The sequence below is a fragment of the Rossellomorea sp. H136 genome (assembly GCF_056838065.1).
This window is the reverse complement of sequence record NZ_CM166371.1, coordinates 1,146,923-1,171,340: the sequence shown is the minus strand read 5'-3', so window position 1 is coordinate 1,171,340 and position 24,418 is coordinate 1,146,923. Positions and strand designations below refer to the sequence as shown.

The following is a 24,418-nucleotide window of genomic DNA, read 5'->3' as shown; positions in this document are numbered from 1 at the left end:
GGAATAGTCAATATTGGAAATCAATTAAAACTGGAGGGACGGACCTTTACAAGGTCCGTCCCTCCTCAACATGATTAGAAGATTTTAAGTAACTCATCAAATGAATCAATAACTTGCGTATATTCTTCCGCTTCCCCAAAACCATACCGTGCATATATAAATGGAATCCCCGCTTCTTTTGCCGCCTTTTGGTCTCCTTCTGTATCTCCTACGTATACAGGGTCATCTAAATGGTTGCGCTCGATGATCAGTTTAATATTTTCACCTTTTGAAAGGCCTGTCCTGCCGGGATTCTCATAATCGATAAAATGGTTATCCAGTCCGTGATAGTCATAAAACGCCTCGATGTACCCGTCCTGACAGTTGCTCACGATAAACAGCTTGTACTTCTTTGACAGCTCTACAATCACCTCTTCCACATGATTATAGAGACTCCCTCCATGCTTACTTAAGTGCGGGATTTCATGACGGGACAAATCTTTCAGGAGCTGCTCCCGCTCCTCTTCGTTCAACTCAGGGAACAATTTCTTCCCGATTTCCTTCATTTGAAGCCCCATGGTTCCCTCAAGATGCTTCCTTGTTATGCCTTCTTTTAACTGGGTATGTTCGTTGATGACGTTGTTCCATGCTTCCAGAACGGATTCTATTGGGTCCCAAAGCGTGCCGTCCAGGTCGAAGATGATGCTGTCCATGATTGATTCCTCCAATCAGTTTGTTAATTTTTCGACAGGGAAAAAATGTAATTGCATGTAGTATAGCAGAAATTCAGGGGGAAGGGTTATTTCCAAAGTGATCTATGTTACTTAGTCCCCTTTGATCACACACAACAGGAAATTTATGTTAAAATTTATAAAAAGATTAGTAAAGTCATCGCCTATAATGGAGGAAACTTAAATGAGCAAACATATTGAGCTGCATAATTTTATACATGAAAGCTGCAAAGAACTCGACTTCTCTGGTGTCGTCCTTTTCAAACAAGGGACAGAAGTATTATCAGAAAGCGCCCATGACTTTGCGAATCGATCAGATCGCCTTCCGAACACCCCAGGCACACGATTCGGGATTGCTTCTGGAAGTAAGTTATTTACAAGTATAGGGATAGGTCAATTAGTTGAAAAGGGGGGACTCTCTTTTAACACCCGTTTAAAGGATTGTTTGGATATCGACTTTCCTCATTTTGATGACGGCGTGACCATCCACCACCTTTTGACGCATACGTCAGGAATCCCGGATTATTTCGATGAGGAAGTCATGACTGATTTTGAAGAGCTGTGGAAAGAAACACCGGTTTATCATATGAGATCTCTCGGGGACTTTCTTCCATTCTTTCAATCCAGTCGGATGAAATTCACTCCAGGTGATCGATTTCATTACAATAATGCGGGATTCATCCTTTTGGGATTAATCATTGAACAACAAACAGGGAAGTCTTTTACAGATTACATAGAATCTGAGATTTTCCAGAAAGCAGGCATGGACCGTTCTGGCTATTTTTCATTGGACCGCCTTCCTCATAGCACGGCATTTGGGTATATAGAGGACAAGGAAGAAAATACTTGGAGAACCAACCTCTATTCCATCCCTGTAAAAGGCGGGGCGGACGGAGGTGCGTTTATCACAGCATCAGATATGATGAGCCTTTGGGAAGCTTTATTTTCTTATAAACTAGTAAATGAAGAAACGACCAGGAAGCTATTAATCCCTCATGTCCATGTGAATGGAGAGGTGCACTACGGCTATGGAATTTGGATGAATCAAAGAGATGATGAGATCTACAAGTTTCATGTGATGGGGTATGATCCCGGAGTCAGTTTTCGTTCCTCTTATTATCCTCAGCTTGACTTGAAACTGGCGATTCCATCCAATAGAGACTCTGGGCCGTTTGAGGTAACGAAAGCGATTGAGGGATATTTCGGGATCTGAGTATTAAGTTGGGATAAAATTAGCAAAAATTATGATAAATGGAGGGAATACAATGTCTTCAATTGTACTGGGTCAATTCAATAAAGTAAGGGGCTGGACCATTCAGATTTCAGAAAAATTATCGGAAGAAATGGTGAACATTCAACCAGAGGGCTTCAACAATACGATCAAATGGCATTTAGGTCATTTGGTTACGGAAACAGAATACTTCATGTTTGAACTAGCTAAACGTCCCATGAATATTCCGGACCATTACAATGATTTCTTTGCCCCGGGTACGAAACCGGCCAATTGGATAGGACAGGCACCACCATTAACGGAGCTGATCAATGAATTGAAGGATCAACTAAAGCGGGTAAATGAAAATCCATTTGAAACTTTCCATCAGACTTTGGAGAATCCGGTACATGGATTCACAACCATGATGGATGCCGCTTCGTTTTCTGTTTTGCATGAATCGGTTCATATAGGACATATTGAGGCGATGGAACGTGTACTGAAGATCTCTGATTTGTAACATAATTGAAATTAAGATAAATCCCATATATTAACAGATGGCGATGATCGAAGAAAGATCTCGCCTTTTTTTCATTAGTATGTGAACTACTTTGATACTCCGTCATGAGCTTAATATAAATAGCCAATACCTCCCCACATTAAAACACCCAGGGCAACAATGGCTAAGAACAAGTCTAGAAAAGCCGTCTTCTACCTTCCATTCTTTAGATTCATCACCATGCTGTTTCGCTAGAATGACACTCTCTCTTTCTTATCGCATTTAATAAACATATATAAAAAAAGTTTAAAAGGAGAAACTATACTCTTGTTCCCTCCCTTCCCTCCTAATTATTTCAAATGTTCAGGATTCCTCCAATTCTTTGTTTCATAAAAAAAGAGCTTATCCTTTTTTAGAATAAGCTCTTGCTTTATGGTTTACTAAACTTTATTCAGCCGGTGACAACTCGCTCTCCGTCACCCATTTATGATTCTTAACTTCTTCTCCACCTGTCACGGGTGTGAAATCCACCATATATACCGTCATCTCTTCAGCAGATTCAACGGTGGCAGTCGCTCCTTCCATCCCTTTCATATGGTCGGTATCCAAGACGACCTCATCTCCGGATGCATAGGGTTCCTCCCCATGTTCTGCAATTTCTTCATGTATGACCCATTTATGATCTTCCACCTTTTCTCCGCCAGTGGTCGGTGTATAGGTAACGGTATAGACGACGGTCTCATAAGCACCAGTGATCGTGGCTTCGGCTCCCTTCATCCCTTTCATATGGTCATCTTGGATGATGGCTTTGCTTCCTACTGGATATGTCGGATTGGCCGCTTCCTTCAAGCCTTCCGGTACTTCTCCTGAACTGGAGTGATTCATGCCATCATGATCCATCCCGTCCATTTCTTCCTTTTTCTCCTGGTTATTTCCGCCTTCATGGTTTCCTGTATCCTCTCCATTGTTGGAGCAGGCTCCCAATAGGAAAAACAGTGCTGTAACGAGTAACAGGATCGTTTTTTTACTATTACTACTCATGGTCATCCTCCTTTTCATCTTCTCAATAAAGTTTATCCTGTAAAATTGCAATTTATATGGAGAAAGGGAAAAGAATCATGAAGAGTTTATGACAAATGCCATCCGGCTTTCAGGCAGTGTGCATAGTTTTTTCATATTTTTTCGGTAAAATGAAGGAAATGACAAAATGAGGTTTTACCATGAATAAAATTTCAACCAAATTAGCCCTCTACTTTACGATCGCGGTTCTCGTGATGGAAGGGTTATTGATGCTCTATCTACATGACAGTATCATAGATACACGGATCGAAGAGGAGTTTGAATCGATTCTATCCCGGGGAAACAGTCATCGTGATGTGTTAGAAGATCGTTATTCAGAAACGACACTCCATCACATAGCCCTCATGGAATCCAAAACGGAAACGGAAGTCGTGATCACGGATCAAAACCATAATGTCATCATAGGTTCCAGGGAATTAACCGATGGAATGCGTAAACTCATCCAGGTCCCCCCGCAATCCTTGCCCCGTGAAGGAAGGGTGATCGAATCAAACTGGAAGGATATGAATTATTTAGCTACCGTCACATCCTTCGAAAGTGAACGGAACGAAGGATATGTCTATATGTTCAAGAGCGCCGCACCGTTACGGAATCTGATCAGCCAATTGAACAGCCATTTCCTTCTCGCAGGAATACTGAGTCTCATCATCTTAACGGGGATCCATTTTCTCCTATCGAAACTCTTGACACGCCCCTTGTTAAAAATGAAGCAGGCGACGGAAAAATTGAGCAAGGGAAATTTCGAGGTGAAACTCCCCGATCTGGGTCAGGATGAACTTGGGGATCTATCGGATTCCATTCAGAGGCTGGCGAATGATTTAGAAACCATTCAACAGGAGCGTACTGAATTCTTAGCGAATATTTCTCATGAGCTCAGGACCCCGCTGACCTATGTTCAAGGGTATGCCAATGTGGCTCTTCGAGAGGACATCCCGGAAACTGAACGAAAAGTATATTTGAACATCATTCAAGAAGAATCCAAAACCATCCTGACGTTGATTGAGAATTTATTTGAGCTAGCAAAGATTGATGAAAACAATTTCTCCATTCAATCTGAAACCATCGATTCGTGCTCTTTTTTTCAAAAAGTCATAAACAAAGTAGCTCCTGTTTTTAAAAGAAAGGGAATCGATCTCATTTTGACTGTAAAGGAGGGTTTCCCGTTCCAGGCCGATCCCATACGTCTTGAACAAATTGTTATGAACCTATTGGATAATGCCCTAAAACATTCGCCCCCCCATTCAACGACTGAGGTTACGGTTGAGCGAAACGAATCAGGGAATTTGAGCCTCTTGATTAACGACCAGGGAATGGGCATCCCACCGGATGAACTTCCACACGTATTCAACAGGATGTACCGGGTGGAAAAATCACGTTCCAGGGAATTTGGTGGATCAGGTCTCGGCCTATCCATTGTGAAAGAACTGGTGGAAGCACATGGTGGTCATATCTCTATACAAAGTGAACGAAACAAAGGGACATCAATCAACATTATTCTGTGACGCTTGGAGGTCAGTCTGGTGAATACCATATTATTAATCGATGATGAAAGCAGGATGCTGAATCTACTGGAGCTTTATCTAAAGCCTCATGGATATATATGCAAAAAGAAAAATAATGGTTATGAGGCCATTCAGGCTGTTAAGAAACATTCTATTGACCTGGTCATTTTAGATGTCATGATGCCTGAGCTGAACGGCTTTCAGACCTGTGAAAAAATCAGGGAGTTTTCAAATATCCCGATTATCATGTTGACGGCAAGAGGGGATAAGGAAGACACCATTAAAGGCTTAAACTCCGGGGCTGATGATTATATCACGAAACCGTTTGACGAAGGTGAACTTGTCGCACGTGTGAATGCTCAATTCAGAAGGATTAACCAATATGACCAAGTAGAAGAGCATCACTTGACCAGAGGGGCTTTTACGTTGGATGGAGACTCCTACACGTTAAAATATGAGAATGAAGTCAGCCCTCTGACGTTAAAAGAATACAAAATCCTGCACTCCTTGATGAAGAACACAGAACGGGTATACACCCGGGAACAGCTTCTTCTCATGGTATGGGATATCCATTCCACGACCGATATCCGAACCGTGGATTCACATATCAGGAACTTAAGGGAAAAACTGAAGAAAGCAGGTTTCCCCATCGAACATCATTTGAAGACGATATGGGGCATCGGCTACCAGTGGAAAACATAAAAAAGATCAAAGGCACCTTGTCCTTTGATCTTTTCTTATGTTCATACCTTTAGGCGATTTTCATACATTCTGCTGCACATTTGATGCAAGCATCGGCACATGCCTGACAATGATCATGATCATGCTTCTTGCATTCTTCCCCACATGCTTCACAAATCGCAGCACATACACCAGCGAGTTCCGATGCAAATGGTGTTCCTCTTACTAAGGATTGTTCTAAGTATGCACACATATCCGCACATTCCCGATCGTATCGGATACATTCTTTCATCATGTCGAGGTCTTCTTCCTTTAAACAAGAATCATAACAATGATTACAAGCCACCATACATTCATGCAGGGCGTTGATTGCTGATTGGTATTTTTCGTGTGACAAAGTGAACTCCTCCTTTAAGATTGTGTATTCCCTACACGTTTACTATATCCCGTTCATCTGGCAATAAACGGATAAGTTGAATATATTTAATAAGAAAGAAGTTTAGTTTCATTTGCATGTTTTTTGCAAAAATAGCGGGTAAACAAGGTCATCTTGGAAGCGCGCCCCTTGTATTAGGCAGGGGAACACCCCGGTTTATCCGTTATAAAAAGGGACGGACCTCATGCTTTCTTATGGAAGCACAAGGTCCGTCCATTCTTTTGATTAACCGCCCCTTTTATGGAATAATGAATAAATGCTCGTTCCATTAGTCCAAGAAACCAATGGAAGACCGGAAGGATGGAGCCTTTACTTTCATCCCATACATATACTATTTTCTATTCAAATCATGGAGGTATGAATTGTTGTTTGCACAAATCACTGAACGGAAGAACATAAGTTTCAAACATCTTTTTGTCTACATCATCCTCGCACTATGTGTTGCCGTTTCACTCTATTTCGTCTATCACAATCATGAATGGTATGATCGACCGATTGCCGAAGTGATTAGTACCAAGATTGTGGAAACAACGGAGATGGAGGATATGAATGGAAATAAGGATAAGCTCTACTCCCAGCAAATCGTAGCTGAGCTGAAGAACGGGGATCAAAAGGGTGAGACAATCCTTTTAACCAATGAATATTCTTCCTCAGGGGCAACAGATCAGGAATATCACCCCGGGAATGCATTGTTTGTAAGCATCGACTCCCCTTCATCCGGGTCCACGGAGCTGACCGGGAACATAGAAGACGTCAAACGGGATACATACATGATGATCATCGGTTGGGTTTTTATCCTTCTCTTATTGGTGGTCGGGAAGAAGCAGGGGCTGTTTTCACTGATCACCCTTGGAGTCAACGCCGTCATCCTGTCCTATGCCCTGGACATTTACCTGAACTCAGCTGATATAAGCCTGTTGGTGGTATGCAGCATCGGGGTGATTATATTTACCGGCATATCCCTTTTATTCGTCAATGGCTTTAATGAAAAAACGTATGCAGCGGTTGTCGCGACCTTGATCGGAACGTTCATGACACTCTTGATTGCTTATGTTGTGGTAGGATTCACCGCTGGTAACGGCCTCCGTTACGAGGAGATGCAATTCCTGACCCGTCCATATGAAATGGTGTTCATGGCAGGGATACTCGTGGGGTGTTTGGGAGCGGTGATGGATGTCGCCATCACTCTATCGTCTTCCATCTTCGGACTGTACGAGAAGAATCACGACATCCCAATCAAAGCGTTGAGGAAGTCGGGGTTCGATATCGGCAAGGACATCATGGGAACGATGACGAATATTTTGTTCTTCGTCTATATCAGCGGAGCTATTCCCATGCTCATTTTGTTTTTCAAAAATGCTTCCCCACTGGGATTCACCCTTTCCATGAATCTTTCACTGGAAATGGCGAGGGCACTGACCGGGGGAATCGGCATTGTACTGGCGATCCCGATCGCCATCTATACATCCATCTTTTTTGTCAACCGAAAGAAGGCTAGGTTATGACTGTACAACTGTATCTCGCAGCCATCCTTTTCATCTTAATGATCACGATTGGTGGAAAAAAAGGTGCTCGGTCCTTTGTCGCCTTATTTCTGAACTTCGGCGTGCTTCTTTTCACCATCATCTTGATGAACGATCCGAATATGAATCCGATTATCCTGACGCTGATCGCCTGCACTCTGATCAGCTGCATTTCCCTGTTTTTCATCAGTGAGATCAACATCAAGACGGTGACAGCCTTTCTTTCGACGATCATCACCACCGGCTTACTGCTCTTCTTCATCCTGATGTTGACCGATCAGGCGATGATCCAGGGATTCAGTGAAGAGGAGACCGAGGAACTCGGGGCGCTATCCCTTTTTGTCGGAGTGGATTTTGTGAAAATCGGGGCTTCCATGATCATCATGAGTACGATCGGCGCCATCATTGATTTATCCATCTCGATTTCCTCGCCTATGCGGGAAATCGCTTATCATAATCCCACCATCAGCAAAAAAAATCTATTCACGTCGGGGCTGAGCATTGGCAGGGATATCCTCGGAACCAGCACGAATACACTGTTTTTTGCTTTCTTCGGAGGATATATGGGCCTGCTGATCTGGTTCAAGGACCTATCCTACTCGATCGGGGAAATCGTGAATTCCAAAGTATTCAGTTCCGAAATGATTTTCATCGGTTCTGCGGGAATTGGCGTCGCCCTTGCGATTCCGGTTACTTCCTGGATCACGGCTTATTATTTGGTGAAGCGGAGAAGCGGGTCGAGGGACAGGATTGAACGTTGAATAAAATTTTTTATAAAAGAAGCTAACGGCCCGTAGTATAGGTTGTTAGCTTCTTTTCCTTTTGTCGAAAAATCACAGTTGACGAACCGATTCTTTCACGTCATCTAAAGGATATGGTAAGATAGCACATAAACTGATGAGACTTTAGGAGAATGACCATGAAAAAGACAATCGACCATATCGGGGTAGCAGTCAGAAACATTGAAGATACCATCCACTTCTACGAGAATGTCCTCGGGGCTAAACTGATCGACCGCTACAGAAGTGATGCCAAGGGTGTCGAAAGTGAGATTGCGATCATGGAGGTGGACGGCGCCAGAACCGAATTATTTGCGCCGACGAATAATGATACGTCCCCGATTGCCAGGTTCATTAAGCAAAAAGGTAAGGGGGTCCATCACATCGCCTATCGTGTGGATGACCTTGATGCCGCTCTCGAGGAACTGAAGCTAAAGGGGATCCGCACATTGGAGGATAGTCTTCGCATCAACAAGCATGGCAGAAGATTGATCTATTTGAACCCTGCTGATACAGAAGGCACGATTATCGAGTATTGTGATTATCCGGATGGGGAAAATATCTAACCACACAAAAACGCATTGGGCTCAACTTGAGTTCAATGCGTTTGTTTGTCAATAAGCCCTCGTCTTTAATCTATTGATTGGAACTGGGAAGGCCGTGGAATCAGGAATGAGACCAGGTTATCTACACACTTAAAACGTCCTTCCCTGTTCAAGTCTCGTTCTCACATGAATCCCTATTCCGAATAAAAATACCCCCGACCTGCCTCGGCAGCCTCCGCATCCGCCTTCGTCACATGAACCGTCCCCCTAGGATGCTGAGGCGGAGCATAAATCGAATAAAGTTTAATCGGCGTATTACCCGTATTAATCAAATTATGCCACGTACCAGCCGGGATCACGATCGCATAATCTTCCTTCACTTCTCTTTCAAAGGTTAAGTTATCCTGCCGGTCTCCCATCCGGACGATTCCCTGACCTTGCTCCAGACGCAGGAATTGATCCAGATTCGGATGATTTTCCAACCCGATATCTTCTCCCGGATTAATACTCATCAATGTCACTTGCAGATGCTCTCCCGTCCAAATGGCGGTGCGGAATGTGTCATTTTGAACCGTTGCCTCGTCGATATCCACGACAAACGGTGCCGGACCATAATCCATCGATGTCATCCGACTGTCCTCATCCGCGCCAAGCACACTCAAGCGCCTCGCATGCTCCCATTCATCCTTACATGCATTCGAGAACACCTCATACACAGGTTGATGCTGGGCCTGCAAGCATCCGACACGGAACTGTTCATAATCTGCCAATTCCGCTTCATATCCTCTCTGCAGTCCCTCCTGGTAAGAACAGAATGGAACACTCTCAACCTGATAAACGGGCTGACTTCCCGTAAGCGAAGTATATAGATTGGTCAGTTGCCACCAGTGACGCTGTTCGTCTTCCATCAGTTGAAGAAGTTCATACTGGTGGTATTGATTCGGGGCTGCATCGGCTAATCGGCTGTACAGATCGACTGTTGCCGCTTTTCCCCTGATTCCGTCGAAAAGGATTTCAGCAATTGGCTGATTCGCTTCCTCCCCGGTTCTTGCCATGGGGTCTGTATTCGCATAAGGCTGATATGAATATGTCATCGGAACATTGTACATGCTGCTCATTCCCTTCAGATTTTTACCAAGATATCCTATGTAAGTGCCAGGTAAGTGTGCACATACCTATTTGAACGGATCGACGTTCAAGAGATTAACAATCTATCAGCCGGGTATAGTAAATCAGTGGATCGATTTGGAAAAATATAGTGAATGAGGTAATCATCATGCACTGCTGGTATTTTCCGTTCCTGGTCGGGATCTTCACCTTTCTCGGACTGTTCCTGGTTGAAAAGTGGATTTTTCGTTTATCCTCCCCTAGAGTGCAAGGATACTCCTTGGCTATTTGATAATTTATTTGATTAAGAGAAAGCCGGAGAATTGGTCCCTTTCAGGAAACGACTTCATTATCGATGGACCTCCTGTGTTAAAATAGAGAAAATTCGATCAACAAAGAAAGGAAGCTGAATCCATGTTACCGTCAGAACTAAGAAACCGCATCCGAAATGGGGAGCACCGATCACATACGTCCGGTGTGTGCCAGGATTATGTCCAGACCAATCTAGTCGTCCTGCCTAAGGAATACGCCTCTGACTTTTTACTTTTCACCACACGGAATCCTAAATCCTGCCCGATTGTCGAAGTGCTGGAAGCTGGTGAATTCGAATCGACGTATGGGAAAGATTCCGACATCAGAACGGATATCCCCCTCTATCACGTGTATGAGCATGGTGAATTGGTGGAAAAGAAAACGCGGATCGATGATGTCTGGCGAGATGATTTCGTCGCTTTTCTCATCGGGTGCAGCTTCACGTTTGAAAGTCAGCTGATCAAGGGAGAGATCCCTTTGCGGCATATCGGGGAAAATAAGAATGTTGCCATGTATAAGACGAATATCCAGACGGAGAAATCCGGTGTGTTCCAAGGTCCAATGGTCGTTTCCATGAGGCCGGTCCCTAATCACCTGGTACAAAAAGCAGTAGATATCACCTCATTATTCCCTAAAATGCACGGGGCTCCTGTCCATATCGGTGCCCCGACAGAAATCGGCATCGGGGATATCACCCGGCCCGATTATGGTGATTTTGTCGGCATCAAGGATGGAGAAACACCGATATTCTGGGCTTGCGGCGTGACACCTCAAGCAGTGGCCTTGCATGCAAAGATCCCCTTCATGATGACCCATGCCCCTGGTCATATGTTCGTCACGGACTGGAGCAATGAGGAGTATCTGAAGGAAGGAAAATGAGGGACGGACCTCTAAGAGGTCCGTCCCTCATCCCGTTACAACAGGGAATGATAGAGTGATCGTCGTACCTTGATATTCCTTACTTTGAACGTTTACCGTACCACTCATCGCATCAACCAATTGAAAGACTGTCATCATACCTAGACCCGTGCCTTTTGATCCTTTCAGGGAAAAGTAGGGCTCGCCAAGGCGGGTGACTTGTTCATCGGTCATCCCGATTCCCGTGTCGTTGATCGCAATCAACAACCGACCCCTTTCTTCATAGCTGATGACACTCAGTGCTCCGCCTGACTCCATTGCTTCGATGCCATTTTTCAGAACATTGATGAGGACTTGCAGAAGCTTGTTGGAGTCCCCCATTATGGTATGAGTATTGGATAATTCGACATCCATCGTAACTCCTTTTTTGAGGGCAAGGGGCATGATGATGTCTTTTGATCGCATGATTTCCATGGTTACATCCAGCTTCTTTTCTTCTTCTGGATGGGGCTTGGCAAAGGATAAATAATGATTGATCACTTCCGTCGCCCGGTCGATTTCACTGACAGCCACTTTCGATAATTCGGTATTGGTCGAAGGATTTGCTGGATTTTCATTGATTAATTGCAGAAAGCCTTTGACCGTCGTCAAGGGGTTTCTGATCTCATGACTGATGCTTGCTGCCAGGTGGCTGACGACCTGCATCTTTTCATATTTAATGGATTCCAATTGAAGAATCACGGTGAGCCTGATCATCTCACAAAGGTACAAGACAAGGAAGGTAGATACCGTCAGAACTCCAGAATAAATAACGAACGCCAGATAATCCTTAAAATCAAAGAACAACGAAGGGATCAGTAGGCCAAGAATCGAGTAACAGAAGGAAAAGAGGGTAAACCAGTACACTCTGATCCTCCACGGCTTTTCAGATAGTTTCGGAGACAGATAGTAGATTACAACACTTGATAGGATCGTGAGGAGGATCGTGACAATCAATCCATGCACCATAAACGGGACCCGGACGGCGATCATCGTGACGGCCAATCCAAGCAGGACCTTTCTTCCCCCGTATATCCCGCCAATTAAAAAAGGAATGAAACGTAAATCATAAAGGAAACCACTATGTAATTGGTGCGATAGCAACACACTCAGAATGATCGATCAGCACCATATTGGTGAGAAAAACTTGGAAGGGCCCCATATGAGCTTTATTCAAACTATGCTTCGATAAATGATAGAAGTTTACTAATAAGACAATGATCAGAATGACAAGGAGGTTGATCAGTAATCCGTTAAATAACGCTGAATGGTTCATCATGTAAGCCTCCAAAATTTCAAGTCTTTGGTCGAATGCAGATGAGGTCCGTCCCTCTTATGGATTCACTTTAAACATCCCTGTCATATTCGGTGAGTAATCCTTGAAATCGTATTTTTCATAGAAAGCTTCCTTTCCTTCTGAAGCGAACAACCCCACGAAGGCCTTACTGGGGGCGTGTTCTTTGATGTAGCGCATCAAGTCATCCATGATTTCCTTCCCGATTCCCTTATATTGATAGTCGGGACGGACCACCACGTCCTGAATGTAGAAATAAATAGCACCATCTCCTACGATCCTTCCCATCCCGATCACTTCATTCCGGTCCTTCACCATGACAGAGTAAACCGAATGAGCCAGCGAGGCCTCGGCAACGTCAAAATTCATATATTCTTTCCATCCTACACTTGAGCATAAGGTTACGTATTCATCCAGGGTCGGGGTTGTATTAGGCAGCATTTCATACTGTTTCATGTGGATCCTCCAATAAATAGATATTTCTAACTATGCGATGTTTAATAGTTCGATAAAACGTCTCAAAAATCCTCCTATTGGAGACCAAGGCGTGATACAGTTCCTGCGTTTCTTTCGACCTTTTAAAGTAAAAACCCGACTTCTGCTTTAACCAGGAGTCGGGTTTTTCACCTACTAGATTTCACTTTCATACCTTTTAATTTTCCGATTTATTTTCTTTAGATTTTCTTATCTTCCATTTGCCGGAGTATGTTTTTTTCCTGCTCCCGCATCATGTCTAACCTATGAGGGATCGTGTGGTTCCCTTCCATCGTCCCTTACGACACATGATCAATCGTCTTCCCGCCAATTTCAGCTTCCCTGCCAAACAGTCTTGAATACACTCCTGTTTGATTCAGAAGCAAATCCGCATGTTTTCCTTCTTCCACAATCCTTCCATCCTCCAGCACCACAATTTTATCCGCAGAAAGAACCGTTGATAATCGATGGGAAACGATGATGATTGTTTGATTCTTCCCTGCTCTCATCACCGCTTCGTTGATCTTGGTTTCTGTGATTGGATCCAGTGCCGAACTCGCTTCATCAAGAATCAAAATCGGAGCGTCCTTTAAGAGCGCTCTAGCCAGCGATAAACGCTGTTTCTGCCCTCCTGATAGCAGGCTTCCCCTTTCCCCGACTGCGGTATTGAGTCCGTCCGGCAGGGTGTCCATGAGTTCGCCCAAGCCGCTATCTTCCAGTGCTTTCAAGAGCTCTTCATCCGTCGCTTCCCGCTTTCCGATGCGCAGGTTTTCTGCGAGTGTCCCGCTTCTTAGCATCACATCCTGGGTCACAATGGCCATTTGCGAACGGAGCCACGCTGTATCCCATTCCCGGATATCCTTGCCGTCGACTTCAATTCGTCCGACTCCTGTATCGTAGAGCTTAAATAGCAGATCGACTATCGTCGATTTTCCCGACCCACTCGGACCGACCAATGCCCATTTCTCCCCGGCACCAATGGAAAATGACACGCCTTTCAACACATTTTCCTCCTTCCCCGGATAAGCAAATGCCACGTCCTGGAGGCGGATGCTCCCGCTTGCCCGTTCACCACGCAATCCTTCTGACACCTCGGCTTCAGAAACTTCCTCAGAAAGCAGGATTTCAGAACGATCCAGTGCCGGCCCCGTCCTCCTGACAGAAAGCCAGTTCCGGAGCAGTTTCTGCATTTCATTCGCCGCAATGGTCACGAGTCCTCCGGCCGTCAGCATCTGTCCGCTCGTCAGCCCTTTATTCCATATCAATAGAGTACTGATTAAGTACACAAGCCCCAAAGCGAATCCGTTGTAACTAGCAATCACCACCACCGACTGCATTCTTGCTTTTAGTTCCTTGACCGAGTGCTGAACGAAGGTATCCCGGATGGAGATGACACTTTCCACTTCACTTTCAGAGACTCCCATCACACGCGACAGGTGAATCCCCGTCACCGATTCTCTTAATCTCTCCAGGTATCTCGACGCTTCTTTTCTTGCATCAGCAGAAGCAGACCTTGTTCTTGCCCCCACATAATTAGAAGTCCAATAGAAAATCACGCCAAGGACAACACTAGTAATCATCAAGTAAGGATGAATCCATAACAACACCAGGCTGTAAATGAAGACCCCCTGCACGCTCGCCATGAACGTCGAGCCTTCCCACGCCAGGAAATTATGGAGCGTATCCGGATCATCCGACACCCTCGCAAGCATTTCCCCTGTGGAATTATGGTGATAAAACGAATACGGGATGATCTGCAGATGACGGAACAACCTCAACTTCTGCCAATTCGTCACAGTCTTCGCGGTTTGGTGACAGAAATATTCGTCGATCACCATCATGACAAGATCCAATACCGCTGATAATATTAGGAGCCACATGAGACCCCAAAGCCAATTATAGTTTTCATTCGGGAGGATCGTATCAACTAGCCAGCTGAGGGCGAGTGTCGGGATCAGGGCAGAGAATACCTGACTGATCGCAATGACGATGGAGTCTGCTATTACCCACTTTTTATAGGGACGAAGGAAGCTAAGCACCCTTCGTCCGTCACGATTCTTCACTTGGGTGGTTGTCATCCGATCATCTCCTTTTCAAGCTCGCTGTATTGGGCTTTGTATAATTCATAATACTTGCCCCTCATGAGGAGCAGCTCTTCATGCGTTCCTTTTTCAGCCACCACTCCCTGATCGAGAAGGATGATCACATCGGCATTCCTCACCGTGACGAGACGGTGGGCGATCGTGATCGTCGTCCGGCCCGGGATCAGCTTCTCTAAGGATGCCTGCACCCGTTCTTCCGTTTCCCCGTCCAGGGAAGAAGTCGCTTCATCGAAGATCAGCACAGGCGGCTGTCTCAAGATCGCACGGGCAAGGGCAACGCGCTGTCGTTGACCACCTGAAAGCTTCAAGCCCCGCTCCCCGACGACCGTTTCATATCGCTCGTCCAGGGAATCAATCAATTCCTTCAAGCCCGCAGCTTCCACAGCCCTCTCCAATTCCTCCATTGTTGCATCTGTTTTTCCGTACAACAGATTTTGCCGGAGCGTGCTGTTCAATAGGAAGGTTTCCTGAGACACCACCCCAACCTGCTGGCGAAAGCTGTTCCGGTTGTATTCTAATAGATTCTTATCATCGATCATCACGGAGCCCTGCTGAGGTTCATACAGCCCCAATAAAAGCTGGACCAGGGTACTTTTTCCTCCGCCGCTCGTACCGACGATCCCGATGTGATTCCCCTGATTCAATGATAAGGAAACGCCTTTCAAGACCGGCTTATCACTTCCAGGATACGAAAACCATAGATTCTCCAAGTCAATCTTTCCTTTTACCGGACCAAAAGAAGGAAGTTTCTCCTCATGTTCTTCCGGTAAATCAAAATATTCATAGATTCGTTGCAGGGCCGGAATCGCCTGCTGAATCGTCAAGGCATGCTCCGCCATGGACCTGACCGGCAGAAACATGATGGGGATGAAGCTCAGGCACGCAACGAGGGTTCCGACCGTGATCGTCCCGTCCCAAATCGCCCATCCACCGATCAGCATAACGACACCAGGAGCTGCGATATTGAATAGGTTCCCCAAGCGCCAATTCACCTTCCCGATGAGGGCCGCCCGAATCGAGAACTGCTTCCAATCCGAGAGCTTCTTCTCTTGGGTTCCCACTTCTACATCCTGTGTCTGATAAGTCCGCACCAATCTCACACTCTCAATGCTTTCCTGCAGATGCTGATACATATCAGCACTCATCTCACGCTGGACCGCGCTCATCTTTCGCATCTTCTTCCCTAATGTAAAAGAAGGAACGATATAAATCGCAAATACGGCAAACATCACGATGGCAGCAGGCCAGAATAAAACAAACACCGTGGAAAAGGCCGCAATTGCACCTACAACCTGCTGGAGGATACGGGGAACAACCGTATTGTTCAGATTCTGGATTGATTCCACATCATGAGTCAGACGGAAGAGCATATCTCCCCTCGGTGTCTTTGAAAAGAACGACATCGGCGTCCGGTGTAGCTTTCTGAACGCACGGATCTGCATATCTGTAATCACATCGAGCCCGATTTTCACCTGCACATATTCCTGCATCGTTTCAAACAGGGACTTTCCTAAGTACGCACCGAGAATCCCGGCCACGACCCAGACTAAGAAATTCAAGTCCCCACCAACGATCACATCATCCACCAACCGCTTCACTAGAATCGATGGCACGATCGTAAAGAGCCCGCCGATGATGGAAAACACAAGAGCCACTAATAGCTTCCGCCAATAAGGCTTAAAATGATTTAGAGTTGTTTTTAATAAGTTCATGATTGACCCCCTCACAAAATTATATTTTATACCTATTTTTTATAATATTCACTATAATTCGAATAGAGTGAGGGGACCCTTCGATTATGTAGAGAACAGTTTCCCTTCTAAAGCATTTATATATCGTTCTGCAGATCGTTGGACCGCTTGATCGGCATCTTTTTCTATCACCCGATGAAAGGCATTATACAGCTTGTGGAAAGATAAAGGCTTTACTTTTTCAGCCATTTCCTTCACTTTACCTGCCGGCAGGGGAATGAAATTGGGATAGCTGTACATGAAGCTGACCCAGTCCGTATCCGCCACCACCTGGATGATATCTCCTGTCAAGAGAACCCCTGTCTGACTCCAGTGAAGGACCGCTCCTCCTTTGAAATGCCCACCGAGACGGTGCAGTGAAATCCCTTCGCTCAACGTCAGCTCTTCCCCGTCCCAAAACCTGATCCTCTCTCCCGGTTCCATGACCCAGGCCTGGTCATCCCGATGAAGATAAACGTCCGCATCAAACCGGTCAGCCCACTCCAGCTGTGCAGAGTAATAATGCGGATGGGAAACCGCGATTGCATCGATGCCGCCCAACTCTTCAATGGTCCGGATCGTCACTTCATCCAGATACGTGACACAGTCCCATAAAACATTGTAGCCGCCAGTCGATATCAGGTAAGCCGTCTGTCCGATGCCGAATTTCGGCGTAGTGGTGATGCTGTACAGTCCCGGTTCTTCTTGCAGAATGGTATTTTGATAGATTCCTCTCCAGATCATTTCATCGAGAGTCGTCCAGCTTTGACCATCTGGATTGACATACTGACGTTCTTCCTCACAAATGGGGCATCTTTCAGGTTCTTCCTGACTCTTAGGGTATTGGGTTCCACATGTTGAACACACATATTTGTTCATCGTAAATCTCCTCCTTTTTTTATTAACCACTTCTTTTATTCTATTCCATTTTCTAGTAATCCTCTTCCACCGAATGGTCAAATGTATTCTACGACTTTAGAAGGAGAAGGTGGTTGACTCCCTGTATGGTAAATTCTTAAGAAAAAAGAAGCTACCGACCCAATAAAATGGATCAGCAGCTTCTTTATAGTTGGAATTGAGGGATAGCATTAAAACGCTGTTTATATTTGCGCACTAAATGAAAAGGTGTGAAGAATCCCGCTCTTCAGCTCCTTTTCATGACGTTCACTTTATACCCTCTGCAAGCTCCCTTATGGAATTCAACTTGGTGGTCAATTCCAAGAACCACTCTTGATCACCCGTTGCAAGCGCCAGGTCAATCAGGTACTGGATTTGTTCCTTGTTTTTCACATTCGCTTCTGGTATTTTTTTCACCTGTTTGCTCAATAGGGGGATGGTACTGCCTTCAATGGTTTTATTATCACTGGTCACAACTTTGGCTTTTACGGTTGTGCCTTGGATATCAAGGTTCTCAATGTATCCGATGATTAATTCACCTGAGTGTGATTTACCCTTGATCCAATCTCCCGTTTTTAAGATTGATTGATTGTCTGACATCATCCTTATTCACCTTCTTATAAAAAATTTCAACTGAACTGTAATATTTTAAATTACATTTAAACCAGAAAAAAGCTGTCTCCCAGCCTTCTTCTATTTTCCTTCATTGATCAAATCGACAATATCTTTGATGGTGTATTGCTTTAAATAGTCCCCCAGTTTTACTTCTGCACCAAGGAAAATGTGAAAAAGAACGCTTTTCATATTGGCCCCTACCACACACTCTTCATTAGAATCCGTGCATTTCGGCTGCAGTGAGCCTTCAGAGGTGATCTTATAGATATCCCAAAGATTGATCTCTCTTAACTCCCTGACAAAGATAAATCCACCGCCCGTTCCTTCTTTTGATGTGATAAATCCTTGTTTTTTTAACAAACTCAGGACTTTACGAATGCGGACTGGATGGACCCCGGCACTTTCTGAAATCGCATCACTTGTCGACATGCGATCTGCCTTCAGTGCCAGGTACGTTAAACTGTGAATGGCTAAAGTAAAGTCGCTATTCATGGCCTGCCTCCTAAATCAAAAGCGCTTTGTGACTCTTACTGTAATTTTACATATTACAGTTTAAATAGTCAAGAATACCGCATGGGATACGTGCTCCTAGTTGGCCATTTTTTGCAACTCTTTGTATGAAAAAGTACGAACCTTTCTCGGAAGAAAGCTGCGGATTTCTTCGTCGTTATAACCAACCTGCAATCTTTTTTCATCCAGAATGATGGGTCTCTTCAGCATTTGTGGATTCTCTCTGATTAATGTATATAAATCCTGGAGTGGCAACGAATCAACGTCTACATTTAATTCTTGGAAAGCCTTTGATTGAGTGGAAATAATATCTTCTGTTCCATTTTCCGTAAGGCGAAGAATCGATTTGATCTCGTCAGGTGTCAACGGTTCTGTCAGCATATTTCGTTCCACATATTCGATTGAGTGTTCATCAAGCCATGCTCTTGCTTTACGGCAGGATGCGCAGCTCGGTGTCAGATATAAATTGACCATTATTTACTCACTCCTTCTTAATTGTAATAAAAAAAGTAACAGTTTCCCTAAAAAAATTTGTTGTCTTTTGGATACACTGTAATAATATAATTTACAGTTTGGTTTGTCAACTATCTTTTTTCAAAACAAAGAACCCTTCCCGGCTAAAGGAAGAATTCCACCTCTACAAAAAGTAGAAATTATTTTTACCATTTACCTGAATAATCATTTTATCTACAATTAATCATTCATCAAGGTTAAGGCATTGAACTCACAACAAAATAAATTCCCACAGTCATGATCATCAAAAACACCATCCACCAATTAGATATAACCAATATCTTTCTTAACATCATGACATCATCCAGCTGTTTTTGAATGAGGAACCCTAAAGCTACCGACGTAATCCAAAATGTCGTTCCAACCGTTGAAAACAAGTACCCTGAGTTCATGATCCACAGAATAAAAATGATGGTATGTACCAGGATGATAAAGAAAGCTATATTTTTTAAACCTATCTCTCCTGACCTCATTGGTTATGTCCGGTGGAAAGTGGATCCGCCCCAACCTGAACCGAACCGTTCCCCTTCACCCGCTTCAACATCGCCACGATCAGAAAGCTGACGATCACCAGTAAGAGCCAAGAGCTCACCTTCCCTAGATGAACGAGACTCCAGGCATCGGTTTGATTTGGATATTCCCATGCACCAAAGAACGTGGCGATATTTTCAGCTATCCATATGAAAAATCCGATGAGCACAAATGAAAGGGCAAGTGGCATGCGGTAACGGATTCCGCCCACTTCGTACAGGACCCATGTCTGCCAAAAGACGATCAGAACGAGTCCCGATAACCACCAGCGAACGTCGATCCAGTAATGGTGGGTGAAAAAATTTAAATAAATGGCAGCAGCAAGAGGGAAAACGATTAAAAACCGTGGCCACTTCACCAGTTCCACCCTAAGCCTCCTCCACGCCTGACAAAGATAACTCGCCACACTTGCGTACATGAATCCACTGTACAAAGGCACCCCGAACACTTTGGAATACCCTTCCCCGGGATAAGACCATGAGCCCATATGGACCTTAAAAAGTTCAAGGGCAAGCCCGATGAGGTGAAACAAGGTGATCACCTTGAGTTCATCCCGTGTTTCAAGCCCGGAACGCAGCATCCCCCACTGCATCAGGAGGCAGATGATGAGCAGCCAGTCATACCGCGGCAAGAAGGGCAGCGGGATGACTTGTGTCAAAGCCAAAGAGGCAAAAATGACGACAGGGAACAAACAGGACAGGGCCTGCTCCCAACCAAATCGAACGAGTTGTTTTAATGCTCTCATGATTTTTGCCTCCAAACCCTGTTTATTGAATGTCTTCCTCACTTTGGTATTCTAATAGATCTCCGGGCTGACACTCCAATGCCTTACAGATCGCCTCTAAAGTGGATAATCGAACCGCCTTTGCCTTTCCATTTTTCAATATAGAAAGGTTCGCCATCGTGATTCCAACCCTCTCCGATAGCTCTGTCACGCTCATTTTCCTTTTCGCCAGCATCACATCAATATTGATTATAATCGCCATATTTTCACCTCAGACCGTTAAGTCATTTTCTGATTTTATATCGATGGCATTTTTTAATAGCTTTTGAAGAACTGCCGCAAATACCGCAATTACCAACGGAGCGAAAACAAACATCATCCCGATCAATATGACCCCTGGGGCGTCGTCTTTCTCTCCCATGAGATAGAAGAGAGGCATCCCTGCCACATACACGATCGAGATGGTGGTTGCACAATATTTAATATTCTTTAACGCCTTAACCGATAATTCCGAGAACGCGTTGTTCTTGTCAATATAGCTTAATAGTCTGATCGCCTGATACAAGGCAACGAAAAACGGGATCGCCGATACATACATCACGACTAAGATACCATATATCAAATATGCCAGCTCCGAACCAGCCGAATCCTTCGCTAACCAGGGCAACCCGAATACGCATAAAGCAAGAACCGGGGTTCCTATAAGAAAAACAGCTATTTTCAAAAAGAGTGTTTCTCGTTTCATCAAAAGCACCTCGCTTATTTAAATTCAATTTAATCTTAATATATAATTTATCGTTTTACAATAAAAACTTATTGAAAATAAGTTGATTATTATTGTATTAGACAATATAAAAAGCATTCCTGGTGATAAAGAAATGCTTTAATGCATGCTACTGCCAAAGGTTAGATAAGATTTCCTTATGGCTATGTGACCATTTTATCAAGTCAAAGCTGCCCTTCCTTATGAGACCTTTTAGGGTTTTCACTTCATTCCATACCAGATCGTATAGAGGCTTATCTATGATTCCTTTCAATAAAGCATCTTCAAGCTCATCCGCATCCTTTTCAATGATTTCTCCCGTTGGTAATAGGACAATATCTAAGAATAAATCGTCCATCCAGGGAATATCATTTTCTATTCCATTGCAAAGGCAAACATCGATATACCATTGAACGATATCACCACCTGCATCAAACATCGTCGTTACTGAATGATTCTTACCGATTGGAAATTGCTGCAGCCACATATAACCATCATCCACAATACATACACTCTTTTCCCCATAACGAACAGATAATGGTTCCGTTACTTTTATTGTATTCAATAATGTGATATAGCCCTTATATTCCCCGTTATCGAGATACGTCTGTGCATATTTTCGTTTGATTACTCGTTTCCAATCCGCACGGTCTCCATATTTTCTTTTAAGCATCATTATCCCTCAAACCTTTTTCTGTTTATGTCCTCATGCAATCAGTCTCCATGAATTATTCTTCAGATAACCTTTCCGCCAAATAAGCAAAGGATTTCATTGATTCGTTCACTCTCAATCCCTTCCGCATACATCTTATAATATAAGCGCTCTTCCTCTTGATAAAGTTCGTCGAGTTTATGAATTTCCTCGTCATATACTTGTTTCCATTCATCCGCGTTTGTTATGTGATTAAGACGGTTGAAGTTTAGCATCATGATCATCTCTTTCAATAATTATTTCAGTCACTTTATAAATTGGTATATCCAGGAAACCCCTATGTTTATGCTTCTACATTTATTTGAAACATCCTGCTATTTGTTATCTCTATTAACTGGAAGAAGAGTTCCTTCTTTTTTGGAATATACAAACCAGTGTTTCTGTTAATAGAAAGAAAACAGAAACACTAGGACAAGTTCACAATCACTTACGAGTGCAATGAATATTTTAGTAGTAACATACCAGACGGGAGGTGAATGTAACTTGGGTAAACATAAAGATGATCCTAAAAATTCAGAAGTTTCCTTCAAGCACGATAAAGATGGAATTAAAATTTATATCAATATTTATAATACGAATAATCTTGCAAATGAAGGTGGCAATGCCGGTGTGGAACAAACCGCATCGGAAGGGTCGCAGAACCTGACTGGAAAAGATGGAGAGAATGCAAGCCAAGGCGGACAGATCGCGGATAAAGGTGGTCAAAATGCCAACCAGTTTGGACAGGTTGTTAGAGATGGCGGAGAGAATACAATAGAAGATGCAGATAATGAGCCTGGCTAGTTAGAAAGAACGTATCCAGCTTTCGATGTTTTATTGTGCCGATTTTCGAATAATTGAGCATCTGTGTCGATTTCCCTTTAAATCTTTACATGCTTTGCCCATCCAGGGGCCCATGCAACTCGCTTCCATAAATAAAAAAAGACGGGGAATTTCACGCCCCGTCATCCCCACCATCTCCATCCCCATCGCTATCTCCATCATCAAAATAATCATTCACCTTTTCTATTAAGCTATGATCCTTCCCCTCATCTTCACCCAGTTTAGACGAATGAAGGAAACTCTCTAATGTAAAGACTTGAACAGCCTGTTGCTTGTACCTGGTCATAAAGTAGATACAGATAATAAAAATAAGGATTATAAGCACGATGAAAGCAGGTATCATCAAGTTATTCAAAATGTCACACCCCCTTATGATGTCTTTATTATGAATATGAGAGGATTGGAGTTTACATGACAGGCCCAGCTGCTTGACTCATTATTTTATTTTCCCCTTGCTATGAAACGCGTTTCATACATTAGTCTAAAAAGGAGGATCTGATTGGCGTAACGCATTTCCGGCGGCGTGACAATCATAGATGCTTATCGGAAGTGTTCATATATCTTGAACACTTCCCCTTCCTCCCAACCTGACAATCTATGCTACGATAGGGATAATAAGAAGGGGGATGAATGCATATGTCCATTTTCAATAAAGTGGTTGCGAGTATTGGGATTGGTTCCGCGACGGTTGATACGAAGGTGAAGCGGGATTATATTCAGCAGGGTGAGCTGCTCGAGGGAGTCGTAGAGGTGAAAGGTGGAAATACAGATCAGCGAATCGAATCAATCGATTTGAAGCTGATGACGATGTACGGTCATGAAGGCGGAGATCGACTGTCACCTGCCGTTGTGGAAGTCCACCAGCTCAATGAGCCCTTCACTATTTCTAAGGGAGAAAAGAAGCATATTCCATTCTCATTCAAGGTTCCTCTGGATACGCCGATCACGATGGTACATCCTGAAACGCAGAAGAATGTTCCGCCGGTCTGGATTGATACAGGTGTCGATATCAAGAATGCTGTTGATTCAAAGGACAGGGTTTATATATCCGTTGAACCGACAACCGTACATGAAAATATTATGGATGCCATCAAGGTCATCGGGTTTAAATTCAAGCAGATGGAGAGTCAGAACACCCCCGCATGGGTGAAAACGAATCGTCCTTTTGTGCAGCAATATGAATTCACTCCATCCTTCGGCAAATACAGTCGGAAGCTCGACGAACTCGAAGTCTATATCCTTCAGGGCGACCATGATTCCACCATCTACTTCGAAATCGACAAACGCAGCAAAGGATCGATGGCGGTCTTAAAAGAAAAGTTCAACTTGGATGAGCACAGAGGAAGCGTGACTCTCAATAACCAGGAAATCCTGCTTAAGAGAAGCTGTGTGAGTGATGTGTTTGAAGAGATTATTGATGAGGTTCTTTAACCAAGAACATTAACATAAC

At 44.0% G+C, this 24,418-nt stretch carries 29 protein-coding genes and 1 pseudogene; 10 read left to right on the top strand and 20 right to left on the bottom strand.

What is annotated here, in order from left to right; all coding sequences use genetic code 11:
- Window positions 1-74: 74 nt before the first annotated feature.
- Window positions 75-692 (bottom strand): HAD family hydrolase, encoded by a 618-nt coding sequence (locus tag ACYH0O_RS05905; RefSeq protein ID WP_482631579.1) that lies wholly within the window; start codon window positions 690-692, stop codon window positions 75-77.
- Between the two features lie 202 nt (window positions 693-894).
- Here ACYH0O_RS05905 and ACYH0O_RS05900 point away from each other — a divergent pair, with 202 nt between their 5' ends.
- Window positions 895-1,923, top strand: coding sequence for a serine hydrolase domain-containing protein (locus tag ACYH0O_RS05900; protein ID WP_482631578.1), 1,029 nt, complete (start codon window positions 895-897; stop codon window positions 1,921-1,923).
- Between the two features lie 52 nt (window positions 1,924-1,975).
- On the top strand, window positions 1,976-2,440 hold the full coding sequence (locus ACYH0O_RS05895; protein WP_482631577.1) for a DinB family protein: 465 nt from the start codon (window positions 1,976-1,978) through the stop codon (window positions 2,438-2,440).
- Window positions 2,441-2,866: 426 nt separating this feature from the next.
- On the opposite strand, the gene ACYH0O_RS05890 is transcribed toward ACYH0O_RS05895, so the two are convergent.
- Window positions 2,867-3,466, bottom strand: a complete 600-nt coding sequence (locus ACYH0O_RS05890; protein ID WP_482631576.1) for a YdhK family protein — start codon at window positions 3,464-3,466, stop codon at window positions 2,867-2,869.
- A 173-nt stretch (window positions 3,467-3,639) separates the two neighbouring features.
- Here ACYH0O_RS05890 and ACYH0O_RS05885 point away from each other — a divergent pair, with 173 nt between their 5' ends.
- The gene (locus tag ACYH0O_RS05885; RefSeq protein WP_482631575.1) at window positions 3,640-5,001 is read left to right on the top strand and encodes a sensor histidine kinase; all 1,362 of its coding nucleotides are present in this window, start codon (window positions 3,640-3,642) and stop codon (window positions 4,999-5,001) included.
- 18 nt (window positions 5,002-5,019) lie between these two features.
- The gene (locus ACYH0O_RS05880; protein ID WP_482631574.1) at window positions 5,020-5,703 is read left to right on the top strand and encodes a response regulator transcription factor; all 684 of its coding nucleotides are present in this window, start codon (window positions 5,020-5,022) and stop codon (window positions 5,701-5,703) included.
- A gap of 49 nt (window positions 5,704-5,752) precedes the next feature.
- Here the strand turns inward: ACYH0O_RS05880 and ACYH0O_RS05875 are convergent, their stop codons facing one another.
- Entirely contained in the window at window positions 5,753-6,079 is a 327-nt protein-coding gene (locus ACYH0O_RS05875; protein WP_482631573.1) for a four-helix bundle copper-binding protein, read from the bottom strand.
- 404 nt (window positions 6,080-6,483) lie between these two features.
- On the opposite strand from ACYH0O_RS05875, the gene ACYH0O_RS05870 reads away from it, so the two are divergent.
- The 3 genes from ACYH0O_RS05870 to mce all read left to right on the top strand — a co-directional run bounded on the left by ACYH0O_RS05870 (window position 6,484) and on the right by mce (window position 8,986).
- Entirely contained in the window at window positions 6,484-7,623 is a 1,140-nt protein-coding gene (locus tag ACYH0O_RS05870) for a YibE/F family protein (protein ID WP_482632506.1), read from the top strand.
- On the top strand, window positions 7,620-8,402 hold the full coding sequence (locus ACYH0O_RS05865) for a YibE/F family protein (protein WP_482631572.1): 783 nt from the start codon (window positions 7,620-7,622) through the stop codon (window positions 8,400-8,402). Before ACYH0O_RS05870 ends, ACYH0O_RS05865 begins: the two co-directional genes overlap by 4 nt.
- Before the next feature lie 158 nt (window positions 8,403-8,560).
- A complete protein-coding gene (mce, locus tag ACYH0O_RS05860; protein ID WP_482631571.1) occupies window positions 8,561-8,986 on the top strand; it encodes a methylmalonyl-CoA epimerase in 426 nt (141 codons plus the stop codon).
- Window positions 8,987-9,159: 173 nt separating this feature from the next.
- On the opposite strand, the gene ACYH0O_RS05855 is transcribed toward mce, so the two are convergent.
- A complete protein-coding gene (locus ACYH0O_RS05855) occupies window positions 9,160-10,074 on the bottom strand; it encodes a cupin domain-containing protein (protein ID WP_482631570.1) in 915 nt (304 codons plus the stop codon).
- Window positions 10,075-10,477: 403 nt separating this feature from the next.
- Here ACYH0O_RS05855 and ACYH0O_RS05850 point away from each other — a divergent pair.
- Window positions 10,478-11,263 (top strand): annotated as a pseudogene (locus ACYH0O_RS05850) (putative hydro-lyase); the annotation flags it as partial.
- Between the two features lie 27 nt (window positions 11,264-11,290).
- Here the strand turns inward: ACYH0O_RS05850 and ACYH0O_RS05845 are convergent.
- The 15 genes from ACYH0O_RS05845 to ACYH0O_RS05775 all read right to left on the bottom strand — a co-directional run bounded on the left by ACYH0O_RS05845 (window position 11,291) and on the right by ACYH0O_RS05775 (window position 22,364).
- Entirely contained in the window at window positions 11,291-12,385 is a 1,095-nt protein-coding gene (locus ACYH0O_RS05845) for an ATP-binding protein (RefSeq protein ID WP_482631569.1), read from the bottom strand.
- Entirely contained in the window at window positions 12,363-12,560 is a 198-nt protein-coding gene (locus ACYH0O_RS05840) for a hypothetical protein (protein WP_482631568.1), read from the bottom strand. Before ACYH0O_RS05840 ends, ACYH0O_RS05845 begins: the two co-directional genes overlap by 23 nt.
- Window positions 12,561-12,614: 54 nt before the next feature.
- The gene (locus ACYH0O_RS05835) at window positions 12,615-13,031 is read right to left on the bottom strand and encodes a GNAT family N-acetyltransferase (RefSeq protein ID WP_149157293.1); all 417 of its coding nucleotides are present in this window, start codon (window positions 13,029-13,031) and stop codon (window positions 12,615-12,617) included.
- Window positions 13,032-13,348: 317 nt separating this feature from the next.
- Entirely contained in the window at window positions 13,349-15,127 is a 1,779-nt protein-coding gene (locus ACYH0O_RS05830; RefSeq protein WP_482631567.1) for an ABC transporter ATP-binding protein, read from the bottom strand.
- Entirely contained in the window at window positions 15,124-16,863 is a 1,740-nt protein-coding gene (locus ACYH0O_RS05825) for an ABC transporter ATP-binding protein (protein WP_482631566.1), read from the bottom strand. The genes ACYH0O_RS05830 and ACYH0O_RS05825 overlap by 4 nt, the downstream gene beginning before the upstream one ends.
- 84 nt (window positions 16,864-16,947) lie before the next feature.
- Window positions 16,948-17,760, bottom strand: coding sequence for an MBL fold metallo-hydrolase (locus ACYH0O_RS05820; RefSeq protein WP_482631565.1), 813 nt, complete (start codon window positions 17,758-17,760; stop codon window positions 16,948-16,950).
- A 285-nt stretch (window positions 17,761-18,045) separates the two neighbouring features.
- Window positions 18,046-18,381, bottom strand: a complete 336-nt coding sequence (locus tag ACYH0O_RS05815) for an IDEAL domain-containing protein (protein WP_482631564.1) — start codon at window positions 18,379-18,381, stop codon at window positions 18,046-18,048.
- 90 nt (window positions 18,382-18,471) lie between these two features.
- Window positions 18,472-18,885 carry an Rrf2 family transcriptional regulator gene (locus tag ACYH0O_RS05810; protein ID WP_482631563.1) on the bottom strand — a complete coding sequence of 138 codons (414 nt, stop codon included), beginning with the start codon at window positions 18,883-18,885 and terminating at the stop codon, window positions 18,472-18,474.
- A 96-nt stretch (window positions 18,886-18,981) separates the two neighbouring features.
- Complete coding sequence (gene spxA / locus ACYH0O_RS05805) at window positions 18,982-19,377, bottom strand: transcriptional regulator SpxA (protein ID WP_149157287.1); 396 nt, start codon at window positions 19,375-19,377, stop codon at window positions 18,982-18,984.
- A gap of 236 nt (window positions 19,378-19,613) precedes the next feature.
- Entirely contained in the window at window positions 19,614-19,889 is a 276-nt protein-coding gene (locus tag ACYH0O_RS05800; protein WP_482631562.1) for a hypothetical protein, read from the bottom strand.
- Window positions 19,886-20,692, bottom strand: coding sequence for a DUF817 domain-containing protein (locus ACYH0O_RS05795; RefSeq protein ID WP_482632505.1), 807 nt, complete (start codon window positions 20,690-20,692; stop codon window positions 19,886-19,888). Before ACYH0O_RS05795 ends, ACYH0O_RS05800 begins: the two co-directional genes overlap by 4 nt.
- 22 nt (window positions 20,693-20,714) lie before the next feature.
- Window positions 20,715-20,933, bottom strand: coding sequence for a helix-turn-helix domain-containing protein (locus tag ACYH0O_RS05790; protein WP_149157284.1), 219 nt, complete (start codon window positions 20,931-20,933; stop codon window positions 20,715-20,717).
- Window positions 20,934-20,942: 9 nt separating this feature from the next.
- Window positions 20,943-21,416, bottom strand: coding sequence for a DUF2975 domain-containing protein (locus tag ACYH0O_RS05785; protein WP_482631561.1), 474 nt, complete (start codon window positions 21,414-21,416; stop codon window positions 20,943-20,945).
- Window positions 21,417-21,564: 148 nt separating this feature from the next.
- Window positions 21,565-22,110 (bottom strand): ribonuclease FAU-1 family protein, encoded by a 546-nt coding sequence (locus ACYH0O_RS05780; RefSeq protein WP_482631560.1) that lies wholly within the window; start codon window positions 22,108-22,110, stop codon window positions 21,565-21,567.
- A gap of 59 nt (window positions 22,111-22,169) precedes the next feature.
- A complete protein-coding gene (locus ACYH0O_RS05775) occupies window positions 22,170-22,364 on the bottom strand; it encodes a hypothetical protein (RefSeq protein ID WP_482631559.1) in 195 nt (64 codons plus the stop codon).
- 265 nt (window positions 22,365-22,629) lie between these two features.
- Between ACYH0O_RS05775 and ACYH0O_RS05770 the strand changes: the two genes are divergently transcribed.
- Window positions 22,630-22,929, top strand: coding sequence for a hypothetical protein (locus ACYH0O_RS05770; protein ID WP_482631558.1), 300 nt, complete (start codon window positions 22,630-22,632; stop codon window positions 22,927-22,929).
- A 151-nt stretch (window positions 22,930-23,080) separates the two neighbouring features.
- Here the strand turns inward: ACYH0O_RS05770 and ACYH0O_RS05765 are convergent, their stop codons facing one another.
- Window positions 23,081-23,323 carry a hypothetical protein gene (locus ACYH0O_RS05765; RefSeq protein WP_482631557.1) on the bottom strand — a complete coding sequence of 81 codons (243 nt, stop codon included), beginning with the start codon at window positions 23,321-23,323 and terminating at the stop codon, window positions 23,081-23,083.
- Window positions 23,324-23,604: 281 nt separating this feature from the next.
- Here ACYH0O_RS05765 and ACYH0O_RS05760 point away from each other — a divergent pair, with 281 nt between their 5' ends.
- Window positions 23,605-24,399: a sporulation protein gene (locus ACYH0O_RS05760; RefSeq protein WP_482631556.1), complete on the top strand. Its 795-nt coding sequence runs from the start codon at window positions 23,605-23,607 to the stop codon at window positions 24,397-24,399.
- Window positions 24,400-24,418 lie beyond the last annotated feature (19 nt).